Raw genomic sequence first — 18247 nt, 5'->3', positions numbered from 1 at the left:
GCCAGTCCCGGGGCCCCTATCCCGGGACTCCTGTACCAGGCCCCTATTCCGCGGCCCCGGACCGGTCACGCCACGGCAGTTCCGCCGTGACCGTCGTCGGGCCGCCCTCGGGCGACTCCAGGACGAACAGCCCGTCGACGGCGTCCAGCCGCTCCGCCAGGCCCTTCATCCCCGTACCGCCGTCGAGGCTCGCGCCCCCCTGCCCGTCGTCCCACACCTGAATGAGCAGTCGGGTGTCGGTCCGCCACACATCCACCGAGGCCGACCTCGCGCGACTGTGCTTGCTGACGTTCTGCAGCAGCTCCGAGACGGTGAAGTAGGCGATGCCCTCGATGGCCGCGGCCGGCCGCTCCGGCAGATCGGCCGTCACCTTCACCGGGACCGTGCAGCGCGAGGCGACCGAGGACAGGGCCGCGTCCAGACCGCGGTCGGTCAGGACGGCCGGATGGATGCCGCGCGCCAGATCCCGCAACTCCTGGAGCGCCAGCTTCACCTCGCCGTGCGCCTCCTCGACCATCGCCGCCGCGGCGTCGGGATCCTCCAGCACCTTCTCCTTGGCCAGGCCCAGCCCCATGGCCAGATTCACCAGCCGCGCCTGTGCCCCGTCGTGCAGATCCCGCTCGATGCGCCGCAGATCCGCCGCGGCCGTGTCCACCACGACCCCCCGGTCCGACTCCAGCTCGGCGATCCGCCGCTCCAGCTCGTCGGAGGGCGACAGCAGCGCCCGCACCATGGCCCGGTCGGCGTTGGTCAGCCCCCGCGCGATGAACGGCAGCACCGGCCACAGCACGAACAACGAGGCCAGCGTGACCGTGAAGGTGAGCACCCCCCACGGCAGCCGGATGAACTCGTACAGCGCCGTACGCCAGCCCACCGGGTCCTTCAGCTGCATCCACAACCGCTGGACGAAGCCGCCCCCGCCCCGCATCCGCAGCCGGCTCGGCTCCTCGATCCGCACCCCGAGCAGCGCCCGGGCCCGCGCCCGCTCCAGCCTCCCCAACTGCCGCGCTCCCATGAGTCCGGCCGCGAGGAGCGGGAACCCGATCACCGTGACGGTCAGCCCGAAACCGGTGGAGAACACCGTCACCACATAGGTGAAACCGAGCAGCGCGACCGGAAGGTTGGCCAGCAGGTGCGCGATCTCCTTCCAGGTGTGCCAGTCGTAGGCGAGCCGGGCCGGCGGCGGACGGTCGTCCTGCCCGGCGGCCCCCCGGGCCGCCGTCGTCCCCGGGGACGGAATGCGTTGGGTCATATGCGTCAGCGTGCCCGGCGGCGGGCGGCGGCGCCATGAGGTGGACCGCCAGGATCAACTGAGGAAAACCCCACCCTCGCGTGCCGGGCCCGTGACGGGCTGCTTACCCTGCCTTTATCAGGGCCTAGACTCCCGTGCGTACAGATCGTCGAACGGCGGCGTCCCCGTGAGCCGCAGCATCGTCGCAGGATCCAGGTCCGAGTTTCAGGGAGCGAGGGACGGACGTGCCGGAACCGACCGTCGTCACCACGACCGTCGTCGCGGCGGACTACTTCCAGTCCTACTCGGTCGTCGGACTGCTAGCCGTCGTCGGTGTGCTGTTCGTCGCCGTCGCCTTCGGGGCCGGCCGCCTGCTGCGGCCCGTGGTCCCCACCCCCGAGAAGCTCCTGACGTACGAGTGCGGCGTCGACCCCGTCGGCGAGGGCTGGGCCCACACCCAGGTCCGCTACTACGTCTACGCCTTCCTCTACGTGATCTTCGCCGTCGACTCGATCTTCCTGTTCCCCTGGGCGACCGTCTTCGCCGCCCCCGGCTACGGCGCGGCGACCCTGGTCGAGATGTTCATCTTCCTCGGCTTCCTGGCCGTCGGCCTGCTCTACGCATACAAGAAGGGCGTCCTGGCATGGACGTGAACCCCTCGGTGTCCGAGCCTGTCCTGCTGCCCGAGCCCAAGCGGCTGGGTGCCCTGGCCCGCCTCGCCCCCGAACCGATGAAGGTCATCCTCAACTGGGGTCGCCGCTACTCGCTCTGGGTCTTCAACTTCGGCCTCGCCTGCTGCGCGATCGAGTTCATCGCGGCGTCGATGGCACGCCACGACTTCATCCGTCTCGGCGTCATCCCGTTCGCCCCGGGCCCGCGCCAGGCCGACCTGATGGTCGTCTCCGGCACCGTCACGGACAAGATGGCCCCGGCCGTCAAGCGCCTCTACGAGCAGATGCCCGAGCCGAAGTACGTCATCTCCTTCGGCGCGTGCAGCAACTGCGGCGGCCCCTACTGGGACTCCTACTCCGTCACCAAGGGCGTCGACCAGATCATCCCCGTCGACGTCTACGTCCCCGGCTGCCCGCCCCGGCCCGAGGCGCTGCTTCAGGGCATCCTCAAGCTCCAGGAGAAGATCGCCCGCGAGTCGCTGGGGGAGCGCTACGGCAGCGAGGCCGGGCGCCCCTCGGCCGCCGCGCTGCAGAGCGCTCTCGTGCGGCCCCCGGCCCCCGCGCCGGGTTCCGACCCGGGCTCCGACTCGACGCCGGGGGAGGATCGATGACCGCGGTCGGCTGGCTGCCCGCCGACGCAGAAGAGCTCTTCGGCCCGGACGCCACGGCCGAGGAGTCCTACGACGTCCTGACCGTCGACGTCCCCCCGGCCGCCTGGATCACCGCCCTGGAGACCGCCCGCGACCGGCTCGGCTGCACCTACTTCGACTGGCTGAGCGCGGTCGACGAACCGGGCACGGGCTTCCGCGTCACCGCGCACGTCGCGGCCCTGTCCCCCCTGCGACGCCTCCTTCTCCGTACGACGGTCCCGCACGAGGCTCCCGCCCTGCCCACCGCCGTCGGTGTCTACGCGGGTGCCGCCTGGCACGAACGCGAGACGCACGAGATGTTCGGCGTCACCTTCGAAGGCCACCCGGCGATGGACCACCTCCTCCTGCCCGAGAACTTCGAGGGCCACCCCCTGCGCAAGGACTTCGTCCTGGCTGCCCGCGTCGCCAAGGCCTGGCCCGGCGCGAAGGAACCGGGCGAGTCGGAACACGGCGGCCCCAAGCGCCGCCAGATGCTCCCACCCGGCGTCCCCGACCCCAACGAATGGGGCCCCCTCAAGGGCCAACTCCCTCCCGCCCCCACCCGAGGCGCAGGCCGCGCAGCGGGCGACCGCCCCACCCGAGGCGCAGCCCGCCCCGCGGGGGAACGCCCGGCGCGACGCGCCCGCTCGGTGTCGGAGGGCTCGGCGAGCCAGTCCGCGACCGGTGCGGAGACGCCGACCGGTGGGGCGGAGCCGCCGACCGGCGGGGCGGAGACGCCGACCGGCGGGGCGGGGGCTTCGGGCGGCGGGATCCCGGCTGGTGGGGCGGGGGCTTCGGCTGGTCCGCGTCGGACGCGGTCGGTGTGGGAGGGCTCGGCGAGTCAGGCTGCGGCCGGTGCGGAGCCGCCGACCGGTGGGGCGGGGGCTTCGGGCGGCGGGGCTTCGGCTGGTCCGCGTCGGACGCGCTCTGCCGCTGAGGGCTCGGCGAGCCAGTCCACGCCAGGCGAGTCGACCCCTCCGGCATCGGCGGGTCCCCGGCGCAACCGCTCGGCGTCGCAGGGGTCGGCGAGCCGGCAGCGCGGCGGTTCCGCATCCCCCGAGCCCGGCTCCGCGTCCCCGGCTGCCGGCGCCGGGTCCGCGACGCCACGCTCCGCATCCCCGACCTCCGACGCCCCCTGGCACCACGCCCGCCCGGCCTTCGACGAACAGTCGTCGAAGACGCCCGACAGTCCGGCCACACCGGAATCGTCAGCCACGCCCGACAGTCCGGCCACACCGGAATCGTCAGCCACGCCCGACAGTCCGGCCACACCGGAATCGTCGGCCACGCCCGACAGTCCGGCCACACCGGAATCGTCGGCCACGTCCGACAGTCCGGCCACACCGGAATCGTCGGCCACGTCCGACAGTCCGACCACACCGGAGTCCTCGGGCACACCCGACAGTCCGGCCACACCGGAGTCCTCGGGCACACCCGACAGTCCGGCCACACCGGAGTCCTCGGGCACACCCGAGAGCCCGGACTCCAAGGACGCCGCGGATGCCCAGGACTCGGCGACGGAGCCGCAGCCCACGGACGACGACGTGAAGCCCGCCGCCGGCCCGAGCAAGCCCGAGAACTTTGAGAACCCTGGGGGCCCCGAGAACCCAGGTAACCCAGGTAACCCAGATATCCCCGAGGATCCCGCAGGAGGCCCGCGGTGAACGACGTGCTCGACGTCGCCCTGCGACTCCTGGTCGTCTTCGTCGTCTTCCTCACCCTCCCTCTGGTCATCGGCCAGACCGAGCACAAGGTCATGGCCCACATGCAGGGCCGCCTCGGCCCCATGTACGCCGGCGGGTTCCACGGCTGGGCCCAGCTGATCGCCGACGGCGTGAAGTTCGCGCAGAAGGAGGACGTCGTCCCCGCGGGCGCCGACCGCCGCATCTTCCAACTCGCTCCCGCCGTCGCCCTCCTGCCGTACCTCCTCGTCCTGCTCGCCATTCCCATCGGCCCCGGTGAGGGCGCCGTCGGCCAGGTCATCGACGCGGGTGTCTTCTTCGTCCTGGCCGTCATGGGCGTCGGCGTCCTCGGTTCGCTCATGGCCGGCTGGGCGTCCGCGAACAAGTTCTCCCTCCTCGGAGGCCTGCGCACCGCCGCCCAGCTCCTCGCCTACGAGCTGCCGATGCTGCTGACCGCCGCCTCGGTGGCGATGGCGGCCGGCACCGTCTCCCTCCCCGGCATCCTCGACGCCTTCGAGTGGTGGTGGCTGCCCTGGCAGATCGTCGGCGCGATCGTCTTCTTCGTGGCCGGCCTCGCCGAACTCCAGCGCCCGCCCTTCGACATGCCCGTCGCCGACTCGGAGATCATCTTCGGCGCGTACACGGAGTACACCGGCCTTCGCTTCGCTCTCTTCCTCCTCGCCGAGTACGCCGGAATCGTCGTCCTGTGCGGCCTCACCACCGTCCTGTTCCTGGGCGGCTGGCACGGCCCCTGGGGCGCCGACGGACTCGGCTGGGTCTGGACCCTGCTGAAGACCGCCGTCCTCGCCTTCCTCGTGATCTGGCTGCGCGTCACCTACCCCCGCCTGCGCGAGGACCAGCTCCAGAAGCTGGCCTGGACCCTCCTCGTCCCCCTCTCCCTCGCCCAGATCGCCCTCACCGGCATCGTCAAGGTGGTGATCCAGTAACCATGGCCCCCATTCCCGGCAGTGGCCTCGCCAAGGGCCTGGCCGTCACCCTCCGCACGATGACGAAGAAGTCCGTCACCGCGCAGTACCCGGACGCCCAGCCCGACCTCCCGCCCCGCACCCGCGGTGTGATCGGCCTGTTCGAGGAGAACTGCACGGTCTGCATGCTGTGCGCCCGCGAGTGTCCCGACTGGTGCATCTACATCGACTCCCACAAGGAGACGGTCCCGGCGGCGACCCCGGGTGGCCGCGAGCGCAGCCGCAACGTCCTCGACCGCTTCGCCATCGACTTCTCCCTGTGCATGTACTGCGGTATCTGCATCGAGGTCTGTCCTTTCGACGCCCTGTTCTGGTCCCCCGAGTTCGAGTACGCCGAGACCGACATCCGCGAGCTCACCCACGAGCGCGACAAGCTCCGCGAGTGGATGTGGACCGTCCCCGCCCCGCCGGCCCTCGACCCCGGCGCGGAGGAACCGAAGGAAGTCGCCACCGCTCGCAAGACCGCCGACAAACTCGCCGCCCAGCAAGCCCCGCCGGCCACCGAACCCCACGCCGACGAGCAGGCCCGCGCCGCCGAGCAGCCCACCCGGCCGCAGGGCGACTCCAAGCAGCAGACCGACCAGCCGAAGCCTGGGCAGGAGGGCTCGGAATGACCCTCGCCATAAGCGCCGCGCTTCTCGCGACGGGCCCGACCCCCGGTGCCGCCGCCGGAACGCACGGCTTCCTCTCCCCGACCGGCGTCGAGATCGCCTTCCTCCTGGTCGGCCTGGTGACCTTCGGCGCCGCGCTCGTCACCGTCACCACCCGGCAGCTGGTGCACGCCGCCCTGTGGCTGGTGGTCACCCTCGGCGGCCTCGCCGTCGAATACCTCCTGCTCACCGCCGAGTTCATCGCGTGGGTGCAGGTCCTCATCTATGTCGGTTCCGTCGTCGTCCTCCTCCTGTTCGGTCTGATGCTCACCAGAGCCCCCATCGGCCGCTCCCCGGACGCCGACTCCGGCAACCGGTGGGCCGCCCTCACCGTGGCCGTCGCCGCGGCCGCCGCCCTGGTCTGGGTCGTCGTCGACGCGTTCCGCACGACCTGGATCGACCTGGACGGCCCCGCCGCCGGCTCCACCGAGGCCACCGGCGCCAGCCTCTTCCAGAACTGGGTCCTGCCCTTCGAGGCCCTCTCCGTCCTCCTCCTCGCCGCCCTGGTCGGCGCGATCGTCCTGTCCCGCAAGGCGAAGCCGGATTCGAGCTCTCCTCCCATGAACGCCCCGCCTGTCACCAAGAGTTCCCGAACGGTCACAGAAAGTTCGGGGAGTTCTGAGCAGGAAGGTGCCCGCTGATGCACCTCGCCTATCCCGCCGTGCTCTCCGCGCTCCTCTTCTGCACTGGCCTGTACGGCGTCCTCGCCCGCCGTAACGCAATCCTGGTCCTGATGTCGGTCGAGCTGATGCTCAACGCCGTCAACCTCAACCTGGTCGCCTTCGACGTCTGGCTCAGCAGGACCGCCGAGGAGACCCTCCACTCCGGCCAGGCCCTCACCCTGTTCACCATCGCCATCGCCGCAGCCGAGATCGGCATCGGCCTGGCGATCGTCCTCGCCGTCCACCGCAACCGCGGCACCGCGGACATCGACAAACTCCGCGACACCTCCGAGCGGCACGACCCCGACGACCCCGACCACGACGCCCGCACGGCCGGGCAGTCCGACGAGGCCCAGAAGGCTGAGGCCACCGCGTGACCACGACCACCCTCGCCGTCCTCGTCCCCCTCCTTCCGTTCCTCGGCGCCGTCGCCGGCCTGCTCCTCGGCCGCACGGCACCGGGCTTCGTCCGCCCACTCGCCGTCCTGCCGACGCTCACCTCCCTCGTGCTCGCCGCACTGGTCGCCGTGCGCCAGGGTGGCGGCGCGGCCGTCGACTCGGCCACGGAACTCACCCCCACCGGCTCGGTGCCGATCGAGCTCGCCCTGCACATCGACGGCTTCGCCGCGCTCGTCGCCGTCCTGGTCGGCCTGGTCGCCTCCTGCGTGCAGATCTACTCGACGGGCTATCTGCGCGACGACCCGCGCTACCCCTCCTACGCCGCCCTCGTCTCCCTGTTCACCTCCGCGATGTTCCTGGTCGTCTACTCCGGCGACCTGATCGTGCTGCTGGTCGGCTGGGAAGTCATGGGCATCTGCTCCTACTTCCTGGTCGGCCACTACTGGGAGACCCCGGAGGCCCGCGCCGCCTCCCTCAAGGCCTTCCTGGTGACCAAGCTCGGCGACGTCCCCTTCCTCATCGGCCTGTTCGCCCTGGCCACCGACGCCGGTTCGTTCCGCATCGCCCGGATCCTCGGCACCGTCGCGAGCGGCGGACTCGACCACCCGACGCTGATCGCCCTGCTGCTCCTCGCCGGTGTGGCGGGCAAGTCGGCGCAGTTCCCGCTGCACACCTGGCTCCCCGACGCGATGGCGGGCCCGACCCCCGTCTCCGCGCTGATCCACGCCGCGACGATGGTCGCCGCCGGTGTCTACTTCATCGCCCGGCTCCTTCCGGTCTTCGAGGCATCCCAGGCCGCGATGGTCGTCCTCGCCGTCATGGCCGCCGTGACGATGACCGGCTCGGCACTCGCCGCGCTCGCCCAGGACGACATCAAGCGCGTCCTCGCCTACTCGACGATCGGGCAGCTCGGCTACATGACCGGCGCCCTCGCCGTCGGCGACCGCGGGGCCGCCGTCTTCCACCTCCTGTCCCACGGCGCCTTCAAGGCGCTGCTGTTCCTCGCGGCCGGCGTGATCATCCACGCGGCCGGGACCAATTCACTCGCCGCCATGTCCCGCATGCGGAACCTGCGCGACCGCGTCCCAGACGCCTACTGGACGATGACCGTGGCGCTGCTCGCGCTCGCCGCGATCCCGCCGTTCAGCGGCTTCTTCTCCAAGGAGGCCGTCCTCGGCGTCGCCGAGCACGTCGTCACCGGCCACACGGAACACGCCCCCGCGGCGGCGGGCTGGATCGTCCTCGTCGCCGGACTCGTCGCGGCCGTGCTCACCGCCGCCTACGCGATGCGCCTGTGGCTGCTGGCCTTCCGCGGCCGGGGCATCGAAGCCCCCGACCACGGCCGGCAGCCGCTGACAATGACCGTCGTGCTGTGGGTGCTGGCCATCCCCTCCCTGGCCCTCGGCGGGTTCGCGTTCCGCCTGCTGCCCGACTGGTTCGACGGCCGCGACCTCGGCCCGACCCTGACCACCTCCGTGCTCGGCACGGGCGTGGCCCTGGTCGGCGGCATCGTCACCTACGCCGCCTGGCGGCACACCACCGCGCTCACCGCCCGTGTCCCGCTCGGCGCGGTCGCGGCCCACCCGGAGGCCGACGCCGCCCAGGTCGAGGCGGAGGCCATCGCCACGCACGAGCCGGCCTACGGGGACATCGCCTACGCGCCGGACCCCGCCGACCCGGGGCGTCTGCTGCTCGGCCCCCTGCACCGGCCCGCGGCCGCCGGCTTCCACCTGGACGCCGTGTACACGGCCCTCTTCGTCCGGCCGGTGCAGGCCGGAGCGAGCCTCGTCCGGTTCCTCGACCGCGAGGTCGTCGAGACCTACGTCCGCGGCGCGGGTGCGCTGCCCCGCTGGCTCGGCGCCGCCGTACGACGCGCCCAGACCGGCAACGTCCAGACCTATGTGAGCGCGCTGCTCGCCGGCACCGTCGTCCTCGCGGTCGCCGTCGTCCTCGCCACCACGGGAGCGTGAGCAGGCGTGATCGATATCAACGAGTCCGTGATGCAGTTCCTTCTGGCGTTCGTCGTCGTCGGGCCGCTCCTCGGCGCCGCCGCCGCTCTCCTGCCGGCCCCACCCGGACTGAAGGGGAAGTCACCCGAGCAGGCCGTGCTCCGGCACGGCGTCACCGTCACCGGCGCGGTCCTCATCGCAGCGATCGCCCTCGCGCTCGGCTTCGACCACGACCAGCCGTCGAAGATGCAGGCCAGCACGGACATCAGCTGGATCCCCGCACTCGACGTGCGCATCCACCTCGGCATCGACGGCATCTCCCTCCCCCTCCTGGTCCTGACCGCGCTGCTGACCTTCCTCTGCGCGCTCTACTCGTACTTCAAGATGCCTGAGGGCCCGACCCCGAAGGCCTTCGTCGCCCTGCTGCTCGTGCTCGAGTCCGGCACACTCGCCACCTTCGCCGTCCTCGACCTGGTGCTGTTCTTCCTCGCCTTCGAGATGGTCCTCATCCCGATGTACTTCCTCATCGCCCGCTGGGGCGGTGAGGGCCGGAGCCAGGCAGCCTGGCGATTCATCCTCTACACGCTGCTCGGCTCCGTGGTCATGCTGCTCGGCCTGCTCCTGACCGGAATCAAGGCGGGCACGTTCGACATGGTGGCACTCGCCACTGACAACGGCCGGTCGCTGACCACATCCGTGCAGGTCATCGCCGTTCTGTCGATCGGCATCGGGCTCGCCGTGAAGACGCCGATGTGGCCGTTGCACAGCTGGCTGCCCGACGCCCACACCGCAGCACCGACCGTCGGCTCGGTCCTCCTGGCCGGCGTCCTGCTGAAGATGGGCACGTACGGATTCGTCCGGATCCTGCTGCCCATCGCACCGGACGGGTTCCGCATCTTCGCGCCCTACCTCGCCGCCTTGGCCGTCGTCGGCATCATCTACGGATCGCTGGCCTGCCTGGCCCTCGCCAAGCAGGGCGCGAAGGGCGACCTCAAGCGCCTCATCGCCTACTCCTCCGTCGGCCACATGGGCTTCGTCCTGCTCGGCATCGCCACGATGACCCCGACCGGCGTGAACGGCGCCCTGTTCGCCAACATCGCCCACGGCCTCATCACCGGCCTGCTCTTCTTCCTGGTCGGCGCCCTGAAGGACCGCACCGGCACCACCGACCTCGACACCCTCGCCGAGGAGACCGGAGCCGCCCTCTACGGCAAGGCCCCGCGCCTCGGCGGTCTGCTCGCCTTCGCCGCCGTCGCCTCGCTCGGCCTGCCCGGCCTGGCCGGTTTCTGGGGCGAGATGCTGGCCCTGTTCGGCGCGTTCCAGCCGGCGGAGGGCCTCAGCCGCCCCGCCTTCCTCACCTTCATGGCGATCGGCGCGTTCGGCACCCTGCTGACAGCCGCGTACCTGCTGATCGTGGTCCGCCGCGTCTGCATGGGCGCCCTGCCCCAGGACGCCCCGAAACTCACCGACGTGCGCTCCTACGAGTTCGCGGCGTGGACCCCGCTCGTCGCCCTCACCGTCGTCGCGGGCCTGTGGCCCAAGGCACTCCTCGGCCTGAGCGACCCGGCCGTCCAGCAGCTCCTCGCAGGAGGCACCCGATGAGTTCCCCGGCCCAGCCCCTGGCCGCCTCGCTGGTCCAGTCCGTCGACTGGCTCGCGATCGCCACGCCCACCATCGTGGCGGTCGTCGGACTCGTCGTCCTGGTCGCCGACCTGTTCGTCGCCGAGCACCGCAAGACACTGCTCGGCTGGACGTCGGTGGTGGGCCTGGCCGCCGCCACGGCGATGCTCCTGCCCCTCCTGGACGGCGACCGCAGCACCTTCTGCCTGACCGGCGACGCCGCCGTGTGCAGCTACACGGCCGACCGCTTCACCCTGGTCATCCAGTTCCTGGTCCTCGGCGGCGCCCTCCTCGCCGCCCTCCTGTCGGTCACCGCCCTGAAGGACGCCCGCAAGGAGCTCCCCGAAGGCGAGTACTGGTTCCTGCTGCTGTCCTCCGCGGCCGGCGCCGCGCTCCTGCCCGCCTCCCGCGACCTCGCGACCCTGATCGTCGCCCTGGAGGTCGCCTCCCTGCCCGCCTTCGCGCTGGTCGGCCTCAAGTACGGCGACCGGAAGTCCTCCGAAGCGGCCCTGAAGTTCTTCCTGTCCTCGGTCACCGCGACCGCGGTCAGTCTCATGGGCATCAGCTTCGTGTACGCCACCACGGGGACCCTCTACCTCACCCAGGTCGCCGAGCGTATCCAGGACGTCGACGGGCAGTTCCACACGCTCGCCCAGACCGGAGTCGTCCTCACCCTGGTCGGATTCGCCTTCAAGACCGCCGCCGTGCCCTTCCACTTCTGGGTGCCCGACACCTATGTGGGCGCGCCCCTGCCGATCGCGGCCTACCTGTCGGTCATCGGCAAAGCGGTCGGCTTCAGCGGCCTGATCCTCGTCACCGTCGTGGCCCTCCCGTCGTACGCCGACGTGTGGGGCCCCGCACTGGCGGCCCTGGCCGCGCTCACCATGACCGTGGGCAACGCCGGAGCCCTGCGCCAGCAGGCCACGCGCGCGTACAGCGCGGTACGCCTGCTCGCCTGGTCCTCCGTCGGCCAGGCCGGCTACCTCCTGGTGCCGATCGCCGCGGCCGCGTACTCAGGGGACGCCGAGAAGTCGATCGGTTCCACCGTCGCCTACGCCCTGATGTACGGCGCCGTGAACCTCGGCGCCTTCGCCGTGGCCGCGCTCGTCGGCAGGACGAAGGTCCTCAACCGGGTCGCCGACTACCGCGGCCTTTACGCCTCCAGCCCCCTGTCCGCGCTGCTCCTGGCATTCTTCCTCCTGTGCCTCGCAGGGCTGCCACCGGGCATCATCGGCCTCTTCGCCAAGGTCACCGTCTTCTCGGCGGCCGTCGACGCCGGCCTCGGCTGGCTGGCCGTGGTCATGGCCGTCAACGTCGTCATCGCGCTCTTCTACTACCTCCAGTGGACGGCCCTGCTCTTCCGCGCCCCTGAGGGTGAACCCGAGAAGCACCGCGTTCCCGGCCCGGTCACCGCCGCGATCGCCGTGACCGGAGTCCTCGGCATCGCCCTGTCCGGCGCACCCCAGCTGGTCCTGCGCTTCACCGACACCGGGCTCTTCTGAACGGTCCGACACGGGGCTCTTCTGCGACGGACCGACACCGAGCTCTCCTGCGACAGACGACACCGGTCTTTCTGCAACAGCCCGACACCGGGCCTTCTGCAACAGACCGGGCTCTGCAAAAACCGGCCGCTTACACCCCGCGCGCGTAGGGCACTCGCCCTCACGCGCGCGTGCCGCTTCCCGGCGCCGTCACCCGGACGGTCCACACCCGCCGCCGCACGCGCAAGGGAACTAGTGCTTCCCGCCTGGCGTTGACCAGTACGGGAAGGTCCACTGGACGTGAGACGCGGCACCAGTGGCACCGCATACACAGCAAGTAAGGGTCCCCCTGCCGCACCACTAGGAGGACGTACCGTGCACCGCCGGCACAACGGGCTCAGGACAGCGATCCTCCTGGGAGGACTGTCCGCACTCATCATCGTCATCGGCAGCTTCTTCGGCCGCATGGGGCTCGTCATCGCCGTTCTGGTAGCACTGGCCACCAACGCGTACGCGTACTGGAACAGTGACAAGCTGGCACTGCGCGCCATGCGCGCCCGTCCGGTGAGCGAGTTCGAGGCCCCGGCGCTCTATCGCATGGTCCGCGAGCTCTCCATCCAGGCACGCCAGCCCATGCCGCGCCTGTACATCTCCCCGACCGAGGCACCCAACGCCTTCGCCACGGGACGCAACCCGCGCAACGCCGCCGTGTGCTGCACCGACGGCATCCTGCGCCTGCTGGACGAGCGCGAGCTGCGCGGCGTCATCGGTCACGAACTCAGCCACGTCTACAACCGGGACATCCTCATCTCGTCCGTCGCAGGCGCCCTCGCCTCCGTCATCATGTTCCTGGTCAACTTCGCCTGGCTGATCCCCATCGGACGCTCGGACGACGATGACGGCCCCGGCCTGCTCGGCATGCTGCTGATCATGATCTTGGGCCCGCTTGCCGCCTCGGTCATCCAACTGGCCATCAGCCGCTCCCGGGAATACCAGGCGGATGCCTCCGGCGCCCAGCTCACCGGCGACCCGCTCGCCCTCGCCAGCGCTCTGCGCAAGCTCGAACTGGGCACGAAACAGCTCCCGCTGCCGCCCGAGCCGCGCATCGAGACCGCCAGCCACATGATGATCGCCAACCCGTTTCGGCCCGGTCAGGGCCTCTCGAAGATGTTCTCCACACACCCGCCGATGGCGGAACGCATCGCCCGGCTCGAGAAGATGGCAGGTGGTAACCAGTGAGGACCATACTCAACGTCATATGGCTCGTGCTGAGCGGCTTCTGGCTGTTCCTCGCCTACATGCTCGCGGGCCTGCTGCTCTGCATCACGATCATCGGCATTCCGTTCGGTGTCGCGGCCTTCCGCATCGGCGTCTATGCCCTGTGGCCCTTCGGGTACACGACGATCGAGCGACGTGACGCGGGCGCGCCGTCCTGCGTGGGCAACGTGCTGTGGCTGGTGCTCGCGGGCTGGTGGCTCGCCCTCGGCCACATCGCCACCGGCATCGCCCTGTGCGTCACCATCATCGGCATCCCGCTGGGCATCGCCAACTTCAAGCTCATCCCCGTCTCGTTGCTCCCGCTCGGTCGCGACATCGTACGGACGGACGAGCCGTTCGCGGTGCGCTGACGGAGGGGCCGCCGACCCGCCGACGACGTCCCCGCTTTCCACAGGCCCAGGGTTATCCACAGGCCCGCCCGGTTGTCGGCGGCGACCCGCATGATGAACCCATGACCGCGATCGAGCAGTTGCCGACCCGTAGGACGGCCAAGCCCCACAATCCTCACCCGCAGGCCACCCCTTCGCGCTCCGCGTCGGCTGCGTCGGTGAAAGGCGCCAAGAGACGCAGGCCATGCGGCTTGGAGGAACCCGGTTCACCTGGTTCGAGAGGCCTTGCTGAAGGCCTGGCCTGGCCTGGCTGTCCCCGGCCCGGCCCGGCCCGGGGACAGCCAGGCCAGGCTGGCTCCCTCCCGGCTCGGCCCGCCCGACCCACCACGGCCCGTAGCGGAGGGGCCACCGCCTCTACCCCCGCCCCGCCCCGGCCCTCATCCACTTCCGCACGACGTACGCAACCGCCCCCACCACCAGCACCCCCGCGCCCACCACCACCGATACCCCGGGCAGCGAGAACGCCAGCACCACACACCCGACCAGCCCCACCACCGGCATCACCCGCGCCGTCGACGCCGAAGACAGCGTCCAGGCCGATGCGTTGGCCACGGCGTAGTACGCCAGCACACCGAAGGAGGAGAACCCGATCGCGCCCCGCACGTCCACCGTGGCGGCCAGGAGCGCGACCACCACACCCACGGCCAGCTCCGCCCGGTGCGGCACCTGGAACCGCGGATGCACGGCGGCCAGCGTCCCCGGCAGATGCCGGTCCCGCGCCATGGCCAGCGTCGTCCGCGACACCCCGAGGATCAGCGCGAGCAGCGAGCCCATCGCGGCCACGGCCGCACCGAGCCGCACCACCGGCACCAGCGAGGGCACGCCAGTTGCCCGCACCGCGTCGGCCAGCGGCGCCGTCGCATTCCCGAGACCGTCCGACCCGAGTACCGAAAGGACAGCCACCGCCACACACGCGTACACCACCAGCGTGATGCCCAGCGCCAGCGGGATCGCGCGCGGAATGGTGCGCGCCGGATCCCGCACCTCCTCGCCGAGCGTCGCGATCCGGGCGTACCCGGCGAAGGCGAAGAACAGCAGACCGGCCGCCTGCAGCACCCCACCCGCCCCGCCTGAGGCCCCGATGTCCAGCCGCCTGGCCTCGGCCTCACCCGACACCAGACACGCAACCACCACGGAAGCGAGGAGAGCCAGGACCAGCGCCACGATCACCCGCGTCAGCCACGCGGACTTCTGGACACCGCCGTAGTTCACCGCGGTCAGCGCCACCACGGCCGCGACCGCCACCGCGTGCGCTTGCTCAGGCCAGAGGTACGTGCCCACGGTGAGCGCCATCGCCGCACAGGAGGCCGTCTTACCGACCACGAACGACCAGCCGGCGAGGTACCCCCAGAACTCCCCGAGCCGCTCCCGCCCGTACACATAGGTGCCGCCCGAGGCCGGATACAGGGCGGCGAGGCGAGCCGACGACATGGCGTTGCAGTATGCGACCACAGCGGCGACGGCGAGCCCGAGGAGCAGCCCGGAGCCGGCCGCGTGGGCGGCCGGTGCGAGAGCGGCGAAGATCCCGGCCCCCACCATCGAGCCGAGTCCGATGACGACGGCGTCGCCCACGCCGAGAGTTCGGCGCAGTCCGGGACCGGAGGCTGTCATGCCTCGCACCCTACTGATCAGTGCAACCGGGGGATGTGCCCCGCACGTCCTCCCCACCAAGACGGCGTGAAGGTGCGGGGCAAAGAGGCCGCGCTCGGGGCGCCCGACGTACGACGCACGAGCCCGGCCTGGCCCTGCCTGGGGCCTGGCCGAAAGTAAGATCACATGGCCGGGACAGTGCGGGCACAGCGTGAAAGGGCAGGTTCACGGCATGACCATCATCAGCTGGATCATCCTCGGACTGTTGGCCGGAGCCATCGCGAAGTTCCTGCTGCCGGGGCGCGACCCCGGCGGCCTCATCGGCACGACCCTGATCGGCATCGCGGGCGCGTTCATCGGCGGCTGGATATCGGCTCGCTGGATGGACCACCCGATCACCAAGGGCTTCTACGACGGTGCGACCTGGGCAGCGGCGATCGGCGGATCGCTGGTCCTGCTGATCGCCTACCGGCTCCTGTTCGGGAACTCCCGCGACTGACCGCGCCACCGACGGGTCGTGCCACCGGCCGGCCGTGCCACTGGCTGACCGCGCCACCGGCCAACCGTGCCGCCCCTGCCACGCAATCGACTGACCGCGCCACCGACGACAGCCGGCACCCGAGAGCCGGCACCCGAAAGCCGAAAGCCGTCAGCGGCAGTCGAGAAGGGTGGGCACCGGCGGCGCCCACCCTTCCTCGTATCCGTGTATCCGTGCGGGCGTAAGCCCGAGGGCCGGACCTACCGGTAGTTCACGAACTGCAGGGCGAAGTCGAAGTCCTTGCCCTTCAGCAGGGCGATGACGGCCTGCAGATCGTCACGGTTCTTGGAGCTGACGCGCAGCTCCTCGCCCTGCACCTGCGCCTTCACGCCCTTGGGGCCCTCGTCGCGGATGGTCTTCGCGACCTTCTTGGCGTTCTCCTGGGAGATGCCCTCCTTGATCGACGAGAAGATCTTGTACTCCTTGCCGGAGAGCTGGGGCTCGCCCGCCTCCAGAGCCTTCAGCGAGATGCCCCGCTTGATCAGCTTGGACTGGAAGACGTCGAGGATGGCCTTCACCCGGTCCTCGGAGTTCGCCTCCATGAGGATCTGCTCACCGGACCACGAGATCGAGGCACCCACGCCCTTGAAGTCGTAGCGCTGCGAGATCTCCTTGGCGGCCTGGTTGAGTGCGTTGTCGACCTCCTGCCGCTCGACCTTCGAGACGATGTCGAAACTGGAGTCGGCCATGTCCTGTGGCTCCTTGTATCGGGGTGCGTATCGTGCGTACCGGCGTATGTGGGCGGTCGCAGGGCCCGTTCAGGTCCCGGGCCGCATCCGGCAAGCCTAGCCACCCGTGGCCCTCCGAGCGCCGATCAATCGGGTGGCGGAGCACCCCTCCGCATCAGGTATTGTTTACGTCGTTGCCACGGAGCGCCGCGGAAAGCGGCTCGACGGGCAGCAAACCCCGGCGGTGTGCCCGAGCGGCCAAAGGGAGCAGACTGTAAATCTGCCGGCTCAGCCTTCCCAGGTTCGAATCCTGGCGCCGCCACACTGGGGAAGACCCCCTCTGATCAGGTTCTGTGCCTGGTCGGAGGGGGTTTTTCGTTTGCCCTCCCCGTTCGATTCGTTGTGGACGGGGCATGGACGTGTCTCACCTCGTACCGCCCGAATCCCACCGTTGATCAGTGCGTGTCCCCCAGGCGTCCCCCCCCGGGGGGTGAGCATGATCACTCCGACTGCTGCTCGACCAGACCGACGGCGGGCTGTCGGTGGCGGGCTGGGCGGACCGGGTCGACCACGTCGTGGACGCCAGCGAAGAACTCGACGTTCCCACCGTGCTGCTACGACCGGACGGCCACGTGGCCTGGGCCGGCGAGGACCAGCCGGGCCTGCTCCACCGGCTGCCGCGGTGGTTCGGAGCGGCAGCCGGCTGAGCGAGCCTTCAACGGCCGATGGGGTGGGGACCGTTGAACGGTCGATGCAGTGGGGGCCCTTGAACAGCCTGCCCGGACACGCCGACCGGGCGGGGGCCTTGAAAGGCCGACGGCGCGGGGGCGGTCAGACCCGCCGCCCACCCCGCCCGCGCCTATCCCCCGTCGTGGGCGAGTTCGATGTCGTGGTCGTCCACACCGGCGCCGGGGACCGCCAGCGACGCCGCCCGGGGCGGGTAGCCGGTCGCGATGACCGTGAACGCGCCGTTGTCCAGGTCGGAGAAGGCGTACGCCCCGTCGGGACCGGTCCGTGTGTGGCGACCGCGTTGCCCACCGCGTCCACCAGCGTCACCCGCGCGTCGCTCAGCGGCACGCCGCCTCCGCGTACTGTGCCCCGCACCTGCGCGCCGGGCCGCGGTTCGAGCCCGCACCGGGTGGTCCCGGCCGCGCCGACCTCGACGACCTGGGCCAGGGGCCCGCACGGGAATCCCGCACCCGTCGGCGGCCGCGGGCACAGCAACCACAGCGACGCCTCGGCCACCCCGGCTTCCGCGCTCTTGCCTTGCGTCGCTCGGCCACCCCCACTTCCGCCCCCTGGCCTCCGTCGCCTCGGCCACCTCAGCCCCCACCCCCCGCTGCCGCGGAATGAACGAGGCGACCACGAAGACGAGCAGCACGGCCCCGGCCCCGATGGCCAGGACGATCTTGAACCCGTCCTGGGACGGCAGGGGCGTCCCCCCGAAGTCCGTCGTCATCTGCGCCAGGATCACCCCGGCCACCGCGCTGGCGGTCGACGTACCGATGGACCGCATCAGCGTGTTGAGGCTGTTCGCCACACCCGTCTCCGAGGCCGCCCCGCAGGGGAGAGGCATGTCCGGCCCACCCGCGCGGCACACTTGCCCCATGTCCTCCCGCCGCAGAGTCTGCCCCGAGTGCCGCCGCGAGATCGCCGTCGTCGCCGGGCGGTACGCGCGCCACGACCCGCCCGGCGCCCGCGAGCACGGCGAACTCACCTCATGCCCGGGCTCCCGCCGCCAGGCCCGCCCGGGCCCTGAGCAACCCTCGTTGGACGGCTACACGGTGCCGGACTTCCCCGGTCAACTGCCCCTGTTCTAGGCCGG

At 71.1% G+C, this 18247-nt stretch carries 17 protein-coding genes, 1 tRNA gene and 1 pseudogene; 16 read left to right on the top strand and 3 right to left on the bottom strand.

All coding sequences use genetic code 11. The features are described from left to right. Window positions 1–43: 43 nt before the first annotated feature. Window positions 44–1252, bottom strand: a complete 1209-nt coding sequence (locus HDC93_RS22630) for a sensor histidine kinase (RefSeq protein ID WP_185012684.1) — start codon at window positions 1250–1252, stop codon at window positions 44–46. Between the two features lie 224 nt (window positions 1253–1476). On the opposite strand from HDC93_RS22630, the gene HDC93_RS22625 reads away from it, so the two are divergent. The 12 genes from HDC93_RS22625 to HDC93_RS22570 all read left to right on the top strand — a co-directional run bounded on the left by HDC93_RS22625 (window position 1477) and on the right by HDC93_RS22570 (window position 13587). Then, entirely contained in the window at window positions 1477–1884 is a 408-nt protein-coding gene (locus HDC93_RS22625) for an NADH-quinone oxidoreductase subunit A (RefSeq protein WP_030234112.1), read from the top strand. Continuing rightward, complete coding sequence (locus tag HDC93_RS22620; protein ID WP_185012683.1) at window positions 1875–2513, top strand: NADH-quinone oxidoreductase subunit B; 639 nt, start codon at window positions 1875–1877, stop codon at window positions 2511–2513. Before HDC93_RS22625 ends, HDC93_RS22620 begins: the two co-directional genes overlap by 10 nt. Then, on the top strand, window positions 2510–4195 hold the full coding sequence (locus HDC93_RS22615) for an NADH-quinone oxidoreductase subunit C (RefSeq protein ID WP_260419706.1): 1686 nt from the start codon (window positions 2510–2512) through the stop codon (window positions 4193–4195). The genes HDC93_RS22620 and HDC93_RS22615 overlap by 4 nt, the downstream gene beginning before the upstream one ends. After that, complete coding sequence (locus tag HDC93_RS22610) at window positions 4192–5160, top strand: complex I subunit 1 family protein (protein ID WP_030839798.1); 969 nt, start codon at window positions 4192–4194, stop codon at window positions 5158–5160. Before HDC93_RS22615 ends, HDC93_RS22610 begins: the two co-directional genes overlap by 4 nt. A 2-nt stretch (window positions 5161–5162) precedes the next feature. Further along, the gene (locus tag HDC93_RS22605; protein ID WP_185012682.1) at window positions 5163–5813 is read left to right on the top strand and encodes a 4Fe-4S binding protein; all 651 of its coding nucleotides are present in this window, start codon (window positions 5163–5165) and stop codon (window positions 5811–5813) included. After that, on the top strand, window positions 5810–6490 hold the full coding sequence (locus HDC93_RS22600) for an NADH-quinone oxidoreductase subunit J (protein WP_185012681.1): 681 nt from the start codon (window positions 5810–5812) through the stop codon (window positions 6488–6490). Before HDC93_RS22605 ends, HDC93_RS22600 begins: the two co-directional genes overlap by 4 nt. Continuing rightward, window positions 6490–6888, top strand: a complete 399-nt coding sequence (nuoK, locus tag HDC93_RS22595) for an NADH-quinone oxidoreductase subunit NuoK (protein ID WP_031108322.1) — start codon at window positions 6490–6492, stop codon at window positions 6886–6888. The genes HDC93_RS22600 and nuoK overlap by 1 nt, the downstream gene beginning before the upstream one ends. Then, window positions 6885–8879: an NADH-quinone oxidoreductase subunit L gene (locus tag HDC93_RS22590; protein WP_185012680.1), complete on the top strand. Its 1995-nt coding sequence runs from the start codon at window positions 6885–6887 to the stop codon at window positions 8877–8879. Before nuoK ends, HDC93_RS22590 begins: the two co-directional genes overlap by 4 nt. Before the next feature lie 6 nt (window positions 8880–8885). Further along, a complete protein-coding gene (locus tag HDC93_RS22585; RefSeq protein ID WP_185012679.1) occupies window positions 8886–10460 on the top strand; it encodes a NuoM family protein in 1575 nt (524 codons plus the stop codon). Then, entirely contained in the window at window positions 10457–11980 is a 1524-nt protein-coding gene (locus HDC93_RS22580; RefSeq protein WP_185012678.1) for an NADH-quinone oxidoreductase subunit N, read from the top strand. Before HDC93_RS22585 ends, HDC93_RS22580 begins: the two co-directional genes overlap by 4 nt. A gap of 354 nt (window positions 11981–12334) precedes the next feature. After that, the gene (gene htpX, locus HDC93_RS22575; RefSeq protein ID WP_185012677.1) at window positions 12335–13198 is read left to right on the top strand and encodes a zinc metalloprotease HtpX; all 864 of its coding nucleotides are present in this window, start codon (window positions 12335–12337) and stop codon (window positions 13196–13198) included. Beyond that, on the top strand, window positions 13195–13587 hold the full coding sequence (locus tag HDC93_RS22570; RefSeq protein WP_185012676.1) for a YccF domain-containing protein: 393 nt from the start codon (window positions 13195–13197) through the stop codon (window positions 13585–13587). The genes htpX and HDC93_RS22570 overlap by 4 nt, the downstream gene beginning before the upstream one ends. A gap of 393 nt (window positions 13588–13980) precedes the next feature. Here HDC93_RS22570 and HDC93_RS22565 read toward each other — a convergent pair whose 3' ends face one another. Then, entirely contained in the window at window positions 13981–15237 is a 1257-nt protein-coding gene (locus HDC93_RS22565; protein WP_185012675.1) for an APC family permease, read from the bottom strand. A gap of 211 nt (window positions 15238–15448) precedes the next feature. Between HDC93_RS22565 and HDC93_RS22560 the strand changes: the two genes are divergently transcribed. After that, entirely contained in the window at window positions 15449–15715 is a 267-nt protein-coding gene (locus HDC93_RS22560; protein WP_030839776.1) for a GlsB/YeaQ/YmgE family stress response membrane protein, read from the top strand. 239 nt (window positions 15716–15954) lie between these two features. Here the strand turns inward: HDC93_RS22560 and HDC93_RS22555 are convergent, their stop codons facing one another. Then, on the bottom strand, window positions 15955–16443 hold the full coding sequence (locus tag HDC93_RS22555) for a YajQ family cyclic di-GMP-binding protein (protein WP_031108414.1): 489 nt from the start codon (window positions 16441–16443) through the stop codon (window positions 15955–15957). 219 nt (window positions 16444–16662) lie between these two features. On the opposite strand from HDC93_RS22555, the gene HDC93_RS22550 reads away from it, so the two are divergent. The 3 genes and pseudogenes from HDC93_RS22550 (at window position 16663) to HDC93_RS22540 (ending at window position 18242) form a co-directional block, all read left to right on the top strand. After that, window positions 16663–16744, top strand: a tRNA-Tyr gene (locus HDC93_RS22550). A 187-nt stretch (window positions 16745–16931) separates the two neighbouring features. Beyond that, window positions 16932–17129, top strand: a pseudogene (locus tag HDC93_RS22545) (FAD-dependent oxidoreductase); the annotation flags it as partial. 900 nt (window positions 17130–18029) lie between these two features. Continuing rightward, window positions 18030–18242 carry a hypothetical protein gene (locus tag HDC93_RS22540; RefSeq protein WP_030839769.1) on the top strand — a complete coding sequence of 71 codons (213 nt, stop codon included), beginning with the start codon at window positions 18030–18032 and terminating at the stop codon, window positions 18240–18242. Window positions 18243–18247 lie beyond the last annotated feature (5 nt).

The organism is Streptomyces sp. AK010 (assembly GCF_014207295.1).
In the GTDB taxonomy this organism is placed as follows: domain Bacteria; phylum Actinomycetota; class Actinomycetes; order Streptomycetales; family Streptomycetaceae; genus Streptomyces; species Streptomyces massasporeus.
This window is presented reverse-complemented; position numbering and strand designations above follow the sequence as displayed.

Coding starts and splice junctions, on each gene's coding strand:
- HDC93_RS22630 (WP_185012684.1), bottom strand. CDS start 1,252: ATGACCCAACGCATTCCGTCCCCGGGGACGACGGCGGCCCGGGGGGCC.
- HDC93_RS22620 (WP_185012683.1), top strand. CDS start 1,875: ATGGACGTGAACCCCTCGGTGTCCGAGCCTGTCCTGCTGCCCGAGCCC.
- HDC93_RS22615 (WP_260419706.1), top strand. CDS start 2,510: ATGACCGCGGTCGGCTGGCTGCCCGCCGACGCAGAAGAGCTCTTCGGC.
- HDC93_RS22605 (WP_185012682.1), top strand. CDS start 5,163: ATGGCCCCCATTCCCGGCAGTGGCCTCGCCAAGGGCCTGGCCGTCACC.
- HDC93_RS22600 (WP_185012681.1), top strand. CDS start 5,810: ATGACCCTCGCCATAAGCGCCGCGCTTCTCGCGACGGGCCCGACCCCC.
- nuoK (WP_031108322.1), top strand. CDS start 6,490: ATGCACCTCGCCTATCCCGCCGTGCTCTCCGCGCTCCTCTTCTGCACT.
- HDC93_RS22580 (WP_185012678.1), top strand. CDS start 10,457: ATGAGTTCCCCGGCCCAGCCCCTGGCCGCCTCGCTGGTCCAGTCCGTC.
- HDC93_RS22565 (WP_185012675.1), bottom strand. CDS start 15,237: ATGACAGCCTCCGGTCCCGGACTGCGCCGAACTCTCGGCGTGGGCGAC.
- HDC93_RS22560 (WP_030839776.1), top strand. CDS start 15,449: ATGACCATCATCAGCTGGATCATCCTCGGACTGTTGGCCGGAGCCATC.
- HDC93_RS22555 (WP_031108414.1), bottom strand. CDS start 16,443: ATGGCCGACTCCAGTTTCGACATCGTCTCGAAGGTCGAGCGGCAGGAG.
- HDC93_RS22540 (WP_030839769.1), top strand. CDS start 18,030: ATGTCCTCCCGCCGCAGAGTCTGCCCCGAGTGCCGCCGCGAGATCGCC.